Raw genomic sequence first — 8,275 nt, 5'->3', positions numbered from 1 at the left:
GGCCGGGCCGACTTCCCGCTCCTTGTCGCTGCCGCCCCCGCTGGACGCGCCGGTCGCGGCCCTGTCAGCGGATCACCGGTGCGGCGCCGGTCGCGGCGAGGGAGAGGCCCCAGAGGCGGGCGGCCTCGTCGGGGTCGAGGGCGTACGGGCGGACGCCGCCGTCGTCCATCGGGGTGTCCGGACCGCAGAGCCGGGCGACCTCGCAGTCCTCCAGGTAGAGGCCGCCGCGGCCGCCGAGCAGCGGCGAGGTGGCCGCCCACAGACCGGTCGCGGCGCCCTGGGATGGGGTCTTGAAGCCCGCGCCGATCACCCTGCCCTGCGCGTCCACCCAGCCGCGCTCGACCTGCTCCTGCCGGGTCATCTCCCGCTGGAGGCCGGTGATGATCTTGCCCGGGTGGAGCGCGAACGCCCGGACGCCGTCCGCCCCTCCGAGCACGTCGAGGTGCACGGCGAACAGGGCGTTGGCGGTCTTGGACTGGCCGTACGCCAGCCACTTGTCGTAGCCGGTGCGGAAGTGCAGGTCGTGCCGGCGGATGCCGGTCAGGGCGTGCCCGGCGGAGCTGTTGACGACAACGCGCGCACCGTCCGGGGCGGCGGCCAGGAGCGGGTACAGCTCGCAGGCGAGGAGGAAGTGCCCGAGGTGGTTGGTGGCGAACTGCCCCTCCCAGCCCGGCCCGACGCGCCGCTCGGGGGTGGCCATGACGCCTGCGACGGCCAGCAGCAGGTCGAGGCGGTCCGTGCAGTCGCGGATCAGCCCGGCGGCGGCGCGGACGCTCGCGGGGTCGGCGAGGTCCATGGGGACGATCCGGCTCCCGGTTCCGGCAAGTGCCGTGCGGGCGGTGTCCGGGCGGCGGGCCGGGACGATCACGTCGGCTCCGGCGGCGGTCAGCGCCCGGGTGGTCTCCAGGCCGAGACCGCAGTAGCCGCCGGTCACGACGGCGGTGCGCCCGGAGAGGTCGAGACCCGCCAAGACGTCCTCGGCGGTGGAGGAGGCGGAGAAGGGCGAGCCGATCGGCTGCTGCTGGTCGGTGGTGGTCCTGCCGGTGGTGGTCATGGCGACGACGGTAGGAAGTGGAGCACGGTCTAGATCAAGTCCCGCTCCTATGCTCTGACGGCATGACGGAACTCAGCATCGGCGAGGTGGCCGAGCGCACCGGGCTCAGCGTCCACGCCCTGCGCTTCTACGAGCGCGAGGGACTGTTGGTCGGCCCGGTGCGGCGCACGGCGGGCGGGCGCCGGCGGTACGCCGTGCTCGACGTGCAGTGGCTGGAGATCTGCATCAAGCTGCGCGAGTCCGGCATGCCGCTCGCAGACCTCCGCCGCTTCGCCGAACTGGTACGGCAGGGACCGGGCAACGAAGCCGACCGGCTGCGGCTGCTGGACGTCCACCGGCAGCGCGTCGACGAGCGGATCCGGGCACTGGAGGAGTGCCGCTCGCTCATCGCCTGGAAGACCGCCGTCTACGCCGACCACCTGGCGCGCGGCGAGGCCGCCGGGCTCTGGGACCCGACGGCGGATTCCTCGTCCTCCCCGGCTCAGTCCTCCTCGTCCTCGTCGTAGGGCGGGATGGTCCAGCGCAGGACCGTTCCGCCCGCCCCGTCGGCTTCGAGGGTGACCGGAAAGGCCTGGCCCCAGTCCCGCCCGCCGTGGTGCCGGACGGCATGGTCGCCCGGGTCCCAGTCGATCCCGAGCACCCGGCAGCCGCCGACCTCGATCTCGCCCACGTGCAGCGGGTGGTCCAGGCCGGCCCGCCGGAAGCGGAAGTAGTCGACGTGCTTCTCCACCATGGTGGCCACTCCCTGGCCGGGCAGGCCGCCCCGCCAGGTGCTGATCTCGGCCTCCCGCGCGGCCGCCTCCGCCACCGGGAGGTCGAGCCAGCCGTACGGTCCCTCGTCCCCGCCGTACGGGGACATCCGCTCGCCGCCGAACCGCTCGTGCGCGTCCTTCCCGTACCGGCCCCAGTAGGAGAGGTCGGCGAGCCCGTCGCCCGGCTCGTCCTCCAGCCCCGTCCACACGTCCAGCCCCACGGAGTCGCCGATCGCCATGCCGCCCCGGTCGACCGGCAGGTCCCCGAGCAGCACCGGGCTGTCCACCCCCTCGGGCCAGGGCAGGCCGAGGGCGATCTCCAGCGTCGCGATCGTCGGCTCCTCGTCGAACGCCGACGGCTCGGTGGTGGCCCGCACCGCCAGCGGCCGGTCGGCGGCGGCCGGGACGGCGACCGCCTCGCACTCCCACTCCTGCAGGTGCCCGCCGCCCGCCTTCGCCGCCGCCGCGGCCCGGACCGACAGCGGCTCCCCCAGCTCCCGCCACTCGTCGATCCACGTGGCCATGCCGAGCACCAGCACCCCGGAGGGCGCGGTGACGAATCCCAGGTCAACGAAGGTTTCGGACATCCGCCGATTATGTCCGAACGGGCTGACACCGCTCCGGTCGGGCCCCGGCGTCGTCGCATAGCCTGCCCTGGTGAATCTTGGCGATCTCGCGTGGCAGCGGTAGTTCGACGGCGGAATCGACGGTCCCATGGCGGAACACTTCGCCGAGCACGGGCAGTTGGAGCTCCTGATCGAGGCTGCCCTGGACCGCGGTGAGTGGTTCTGCGCCGAGGTGGCGGTCCGTGAGCTGTGCGCGGTGGGGGAGTTCGAGCGGGCACTGACGGTCCTGGAGCCGTTCGTCGCGGTCGGCTGGCCGTTCGCCGTGCGGAAGTCCGCCGAGATCATGGTCCGGCAGGGCCGGATCGAGGAGGGGCTGGCGCTGGTGCGTCCGGACGCGGCCGGCCTGGGGTCGGCGTCCGAGTGCCGGTGGTTCGCCGAAGCGCTGGTGCGGGCCGGGCGGGTGGACGAGGCCATCGAGGTGCTGACGCCCCACCTCGGTGAGCCCTGGATCCTGGAGTCCCTGGTCCATCTGACCGACGGGGAACACCGGGACGCCCGCGTCCTGGAGCTGCTCGCCCCGTGCGCCGAGCGGGCCCGGGGCGGTACGGCGGACTGCCCGTGCTCGGCGGCCGAGGGCCGGCGCGGGTGCCGGCACCAGCCGTCGGAGGTGCTGGTGCCGTACACCCGGGTCCTGGAACGCATGGGCCGGGCGGACGAGGCGATCCGGATGCTGGGCCCGGTCCTGCCCGTCGTCCCGCACATCGCCTGGCTGTACGCGGAACTCCTCGCCGGTCAGGGCCGGATCGAGCAGCTGCGCGAACTGGCCACCGGCGAGCACGCGGAACTCGCCCTGAACCGGTGCGCGGACGCGCTGGAGGAGCAGGGGCGGCTCCAGGAGGCCGAAGCCGTCCTGCACGAGGCCCTTGAGGCGGACGGCGAGTACGTCCGTCGGCGCCTCATGATGTTCCTGGCCCGCCGGGGACGCCTCGACGAGGCCGTCGGCGTCGGACGGTCCACGTACGGGTACCACGGCCGTGGGAACCTCCTCCACGAGGCGGTCGACCTGCTGATCAGGGACGGCCGTCCGGAACGGGCGCTGGAGCTCCTGGACGGCCTCGGTACCGCGTACGTCGACGCGCATTCCGCCCACGTGCGCCACACCCGGCTCCGCCTGCTCGCGAAGGCCGGGCGCTACGCCGAGGGCGTCGCGGAGGCGAAGGCGCTGAGCGTGCAGGAGCCCGGCCAGTGGGACACCATGCTGGCCTGGCTGCTGGACCGGGACGGCCGGACGGACGAGGCCCTCGACCTGCTCCGGTCGTCCACCGAGTACGAGGCTCACCGAACCGTCGCCGAGATCCTGAGCAGGCACGGCCGCTACGCCGAGGCCATCGCCGCCATCCCCACGGTGTCCGCCCAACGCGAGGCGCGGAACCGGACCTGAGGCGGCAGGCCGAGGTGCTCCGGGCCCTCGCACCTGGATATTTCAGTGGGAGAAATATCCAGGCACCCCGAAGGCGTTCCGGTGGGCGTCGGCGCGGGAGGTCCGCGCGAGGCTGGAAGGAGTGCGGCGCCGTGCGCGTGGAGATCTGGAGCGACATCAACTGCCCGTGGTGCTACGTCGGCAAGGCCCGGTTCGAGCAGGCGCTGGCGGCGTTCCCGCACCGCGAGGAGGTGGAGGTCGTCCACCGCTCCTTCGAGCTGGATCCGCGGGCGCCGCAGGAGGCCCGTCCGGTGCTGCCGCTGCTCGCCGCCAAGTACGGGATGAGCCTGGAGCAGGCCGAGGCGGCGGAGGCCCGGATCGCCGAGAACGCGCACGCCGAGGGCCTGCCGTACCTGCGTGAGGGGCGCGACGCGGCGAACTCCTTCGACATGCACCGCCTGCTGCACTTCGCCGGGGAGCACGGCCGGCAGGGGCAGCTGCTGGACGCGCTGTACCGGGCGAACTTCGCCGAGGAGCGGTCGGCCTTCGATGCGGGCCGGCTGGTCGAGCTGGCGGTCGACGCGGGGCTGGACGGCGAGGCGGCCGCGGCGGTCCTGGCCGACCCGGAGGCGTACGCGGAGGCGGTGCGCGAGGACGAGGCCACGGCGAGCGCCATGGGGGCGACGGGCGTGCCGTTCTTCGTCCTGGACCGGCGGCTGGGCGTCTCGGGCGCCCAGCCTGCGGAAACGTTCACCCGGGCACTGGAGCAGGCCTGGGAGAGCCGGGTCGCCCTGCCGCTGACGCCGCTCGCGCCGAAGGAGTAAGGGGCCGCTGCGCAGGAAGTCGGCCCGTCCGACCTTCCTGCGCGCCGGACTTCCCGCGTGTCCGACACCTGGACGCGGCCGTACCCCGTGCTGAACACTTGCCGGGCGCAACGACGAGACGCCAGGGGGGGAGTTCCGTGAGCGGCGTACAACCGGATCCGCACCGGCAGGGATCCGCCCCGGAGGCACCGGGCAACGGTGCGCAACGGCAGCGCCCGCTCGGTGAGATCGCCGCGCTGATCTCCGCCGGCACCGGCCTGCTGGGGCTCCTGCTCGGTTTCTTCGGCCTGCCCGCCGTCGTCAATCCCCCGACCGCGACGCAGGCCACCGCGATCCAGACCGTGCCGGGGCCGACCGTCACCCTGCCGAGCGCGACGGTCACCGTCACCGCGAGCGCGACGGGCACCACCGCCCCGGGATCCGCCGGTGCCGGGCCGGACACCCAGCGGCTCAGCCTGATGACCTACGTCGACACCAACGGCCCGGCACTGGGCCCGGTCACGGGGACGCTGAACGCGAAGCCGTACGACGACGCCCTCGGGATGTCGACCTGCCCCAGCCGGGGGTGGGTGGACTACAACATCGGGCGGAGCTGGAAGCGCTTCACCGCCTCCGCCGTCGGCATCGACGACAACTCTCCCTACAACGCGATCACCGTCGAGGTGTTCGTCGACGACCGGAAGCTCGCCTCGTTCCCCGTCGGTGTGGGCAACCCACAGACCGTCGACGTCGACATCACCGGTGGCATCCGCCTCGGGATCGCCTACAGCACCGGCAGTGACTGCCACCCGTCGAAGGCCGCCCGGCTGGTGATCGCGGAGCCGCTGCTGAAGCGCTGACCCACCTCCTGAGAAGTCGGCCGGGCCGACTTCCCGCTCACTGGGCGGCGCGCCAGCGGTGGGCGTAGGCGACGTGCAGGCTCGCCGGGACGCCCTTGGCCGCACGGGCCGAGCCCCAGCCCTCGTGGGTGAGGGTCACGCAGTAGTGTGCGTCGGGACGCCACCCGAAGCGCCAGCCGGGGGCCTCGCGGCTGAGCTCGTAGAGCTGGGAGCCGGTCCGGCGGAAGGCGGTGGGGCTGCCGGTGACCACGAGCGTCCCGGCGGCGCCGGCGAAGCGGAGTTCGTCGCGCCGGTGGGTGAAGGGGCGGTCCGCGTCCTCCCCGTCGAAGTCGGTGACCGGGAGGTCGACGGTGTGCGGGATCCCGGCGCCCAGCCGGGAGCGGACCTCCTTCCAGCGGGACGGCGGGAAGCCCAGGCTGTGGTGGACGAGCAGGAGGTCCAGCCGGTCCTCGGGCGGGACATCGGACAGCCCGGCCGGACCGGTGTTGGCACGCAGCGGCAGGTGGATCAGGGAGCACCGTGAGCGGGCCGCCAGGGCCCAGACGGTGGCGAGGTCCTCGGCCCCCTGCCGGTCCAGGTGCAGGTCCATGAACCAACTGCCCGGGCTCGCATGGAGGAAGGCGCCGGCGGCCTGCCGCACCGGGGTGATCACCCGGTACTCGTCCCGGCCGAGGCGGGCCCGGTGGATCTTCGTTCGCAGTCTCACCGTGATGTCGTACCGGACGTCGACGCGGGTTGTCCTGCGGTTTTCCGGCTGCCGGGCCCTGCGGAAGCTACTCCCGCACGAACCCGTGGCTCCGCTCCACCTTCGCCACGTGCAGCGTGTAGCGCTGGTACCACTCGGCCTGCCCGCGCCGCTGCGCCGCGCGGTGCTCGGCGTTGGTCCGCCACTCCGTGAGGGCTTCGGCGTCACGGAAGTACGCGACGGTGATGGCCAGCCCGCCAGGAGTCTGCGCGTAGTCCATCCCCAGGTACCCCGGGATGTCCTTCACCAGGTCTTCCATGCGTTCGTTGGTCTCGCTGTAGCCGCTCTGCTCCTGGGTTCGCACCGCAGTGAAGACAGCCGCGTAGTAGGGGGGTTCATAGGCCTCGACGGGCACGACAGGCGCTTTCGCATCATTGCTCACGGCATCACCGTAAGGCGGGACGCACCTGACCATCCCACGTCTTTGCCGAACGGGATCCACAAGGGATCCAGCTCTTTGCCAAACCGTCCGGGCTCCTCCGCCGTGGAACACCGGGGCGAACGTCGGCCGGTACGGCACTAGTCGTAGAAGAACTGGCGGAGGTCCTCGACCGAGCCCGGGCCGAACAGGAAGGCCTCGAACCCGGCGACCGCACGGGGCGGTGGCGGTCCGTCAGCGCCGAGCCGCCGCAGCCAGGTCTCACCCTGCTCCCCCACCGCGTGGACGGCGGAGAGCAGTTCGGCCATCCCTGCGGGCCGCGGCGGGGTCACCCCGGTGACGGGGACGAGCTCCCAGCCGCCGGCCCGGGCGGCGAGCCGGAGCACGCCCGCCCAGGTGGCGATGCGGCAGAGCCGGTTGCGCAGGGGAAGTTCGACGGACGGATCCAGGTAGCCGAGTCCGACGGTCGCGGCGGCGAGGTCGTCCATCACCTGGCGCTCAACGGTGCTGCGGATCCAGCGGCCGTCCTGGGCCTCCTCGATGGCGGCGTGCCACCATTCCCAGGCGCTGTCGAGGCGGGCCGTGAACTCGCCCGTGCGGTCGGGCTGGGGCGCGTTCTGAGCCGAGATCACGAGATCGATCACTTTCGCTTCAGGACGGTGCCGGCACTGTCCCATCGCTCTCGGGCCCGGCCGGGCCGCGACGGCCCAGCCGGCCCTCCCCTGATCTTCTTAGGCGGTCCCGCCCAGGACGGAGTCGAGACGGTTCAGGACGTGGGGCCAGCCCTTGCCCATGCCGTCGTACGCCTGTCGGCCCATCGGGGAGGCGAGGTCGAAGCCCGCGTGGACGAGGACGAGGCGGGTGCCCCCACCCTCCGGGTGCAGCGTCCAGGTGATGGTGGTGTCGAGCGAGCCCTCGGCGAACCGATAGGCCAGCAGCCGCTGGTCGTCCACCTCGGTCACCTCGCAGGGCTGACTGCCGAAGTTGCCCATGTCGAGGGTGAAGCGGTGCCCGACGACGGGCTTGACGTCGCCGGCAGCCCACCAACGGGCCTGGAGGTCAGGGTCGGTCAGGGCCTTCCACACCGCCACCGGCGGGTGGGGCAGGAACTTCTCGCAGGTGAGGGTGTTGTTCTCGGTCATGTCCCGTTGTCTTCGTCCAGAAGGTCGGACAGCGCGTCCAGGCGCTGCTTCCAGTAGTGCTCGAACGGATGCAGCCACTCGCTCACCTCGGCCAACCGTGCCGGTTCGAGGTGGTGGAAGCGGTGTCGGCCCCGTGGCTCCTCGCGCACCAGCCCGACGGCACGGAGCACCGCCAGGTGTTCGGAGACCGCGGGCCTCCCGAGCTCGAACATCCCGGCCAGTTCCCCTGTGGAGCGAGGGCCTTCTCGCAGACTTTCGAGCAGTCTGCGACGCACCGGGTTGGCCAGCGCGCCGAACACGTCCGTTGGCATGACATCAGTATGTGTCGGAAATTTCCGACGCGTCAAGAATCTCCAACACGTCCGGGGGTTGGGGACAGTCACCTGCCCGCCACGCCCGGCCCGCTGCCGGCCCGGAAATGCGAAGAACCCCTGATCCGAATGGATCAGGGGTTCTTCAGAAGAATTGTTCGGCGGCGTCCTACTCTCCCACAGGGTCCCCCCTGCAGTACCATCGGCGCTGTAAGGCTTAGCTTCCGGGTTCGGAATGTAACC

General features: G+C 72.4%; 11 protein-coding genes and 1 rRNA gene. 4 read left to right on the top strand and 8 right to left on the bottom strand.

Going from position 1 to position 8,275, the window contains the following annotated elements; genetic code table 11:
- Positions 1 to 64: 64 nt before the first annotated feature.
- Complete coding sequence (locus tag ACFU7Y_RS34520; protein ID WP_380770728.1) at positions 65 to 1,054, bottom strand: oxidoreductase; 990 nt, start codon at positions 1,052 to 1,054, stop codon at positions 65 to 67.
- A 62-nt stretch (positions 1,055 to 1,116) separates the two neighbouring features.
- Between ACFU7Y_RS34520 and ACFU7Y_RS34515 the strand changes: the two genes are divergently transcribed.
- Positions 1,117 to 1,560, top strand: a complete 444-nt coding sequence (locus tag ACFU7Y_RS34515; protein WP_224281469.1) for a MerR family transcriptional regulator — start codon at positions 1,117 to 1,119, stop codon at positions 1,558 to 1,560.
- Here the strand turns inward: ACFU7Y_RS34515 and ACFU7Y_RS34510 are convergent.
- Entirely contained in the window at positions 1,536 to 2,393 is an 858-nt protein-coding gene (locus tag ACFU7Y_RS34510; RefSeq protein WP_380770727.1) for a hypothetical protein, read from the bottom strand. The genes ACFU7Y_RS34515 and ACFU7Y_RS34510 overlap by 25 nt on opposite strands.
- A 127-nt stretch (positions 2,394 to 2,520) precedes the next feature.
- Between ACFU7Y_RS34510 and ACFU7Y_RS34505 the strand changes: the two genes are divergently transcribed.
- The 3 genes from ACFU7Y_RS34505 (at position 2,521) to ACFU7Y_RS34495 (ending at position 5,455) form a co-directional block, all read left to right on the top strand.
- Positions 2,521 to 3,813 (top strand): tetratricopeptide repeat protein, encoded by a 1,293-nt coding sequence (locus tag ACFU7Y_RS34505; RefSeq protein WP_380770726.1) that lies wholly within the window; start codon positions 2,521 to 2,523, stop codon positions 3,811 to 3,813.
- A gap of 131 nt (positions 3,814 to 3,944) precedes the next feature.
- A complete protein-coding gene (locus ACFU7Y_RS34500; protein ID WP_380770725.1) occupies positions 3,945 to 4,616 on the top strand; it encodes a DsbA family oxidoreductase in 672 nt (223 codons plus the stop codon).
- Between the two features lie 137 nt (positions 4,617 to 4,753).
- A complete protein-coding gene (locus tag ACFU7Y_RS34495; RefSeq protein ID WP_224281474.1) occupies positions 4,754 to 5,455 on the top strand; it encodes an NPCBM/NEW2 domain-containing protein in 702 nt (233 codons plus the stop codon).
- Positions 5,456 to 5,492: 37 nt separating this feature from the next.
- On the opposite strand, the gene ACFU7Y_RS34490 is transcribed toward ACFU7Y_RS34495, so the two are convergent.
- The 6 genes from ACFU7Y_RS34490 to rrf form a co-directional block, all read right to left on the bottom strand.
- Positions 5,493 to 6,161, bottom strand: coding sequence for a hypothetical protein (locus ACFU7Y_RS34490; RefSeq protein WP_224281475.1), 669 nt, complete (start codon positions 6,159 to 6,161; stop codon positions 5,493 to 5,495).
- Positions 6,162 to 6,228: 67 nt separating this feature from the next.
- Positions 6,229 to 6,615 carry an antibiotic biosynthesis monooxygenase gene (locus ACFU7Y_RS34485; protein WP_263455149.1) on the bottom strand — a complete coding sequence of 129 codons (387 nt, stop codon included), beginning with the start codon at positions 6,613 to 6,615 and terminating at the stop codon, positions 6,229 to 6,231.
- A gap of 104 nt (positions 6,616 to 6,719) precedes the next feature.
- Positions 6,720 to 7,223, bottom strand: coding sequence for a hypothetical protein (locus tag ACFU7Y_RS34480; protein WP_380770723.1), 504 nt, complete (start codon positions 7,221 to 7,223; stop codon positions 6,720 to 6,722).
- A gap of 87 nt (positions 7,224 to 7,310) precedes the next feature.
- Positions 7,311 to 7,721, bottom strand: a complete 411-nt coding sequence (locus ACFU7Y_RS34475) for an SRPBCC domain-containing protein (RefSeq protein ID WP_380770722.1) — start codon at positions 7,719 to 7,721, stop codon at positions 7,311 to 7,313.
- Positions 7,718 to 8,032 (bottom strand): helix-turn-helix transcriptional regulator, encoded by a 315-nt coding sequence (locus ACFU7Y_RS34470; RefSeq protein WP_224285451.1) that lies wholly within the window; start codon positions 8,030 to 8,032, stop codon positions 7,718 to 7,720. The genes ACFU7Y_RS34475 and ACFU7Y_RS34470 overlap by 4 nt, the downstream gene beginning before the upstream one ends.
- Before the next feature lie 156 nt (positions 8,033 to 8,188).
- Positions 8,189 to 8,275: ribosomal RNA gene (gene rrf, locus ACFU7Y_RS34465) — 5S ribosomal RNA — on the bottom strand; the annotation flags it as partial.

It is taken from the genome of Kitasatospora sp. NPDC057542 (assembly GCF_042801945.1).
Classification (GTDB): Bacteria; Actinomycetota; Actinomycetes; order Streptomycetales; family Streptomycetaceae; genus Kitasatospora.
Note: the sequence above shows the minus strand (reverse complement) of the source record. Positions and strands in the feature narration are given on the sequence as shown.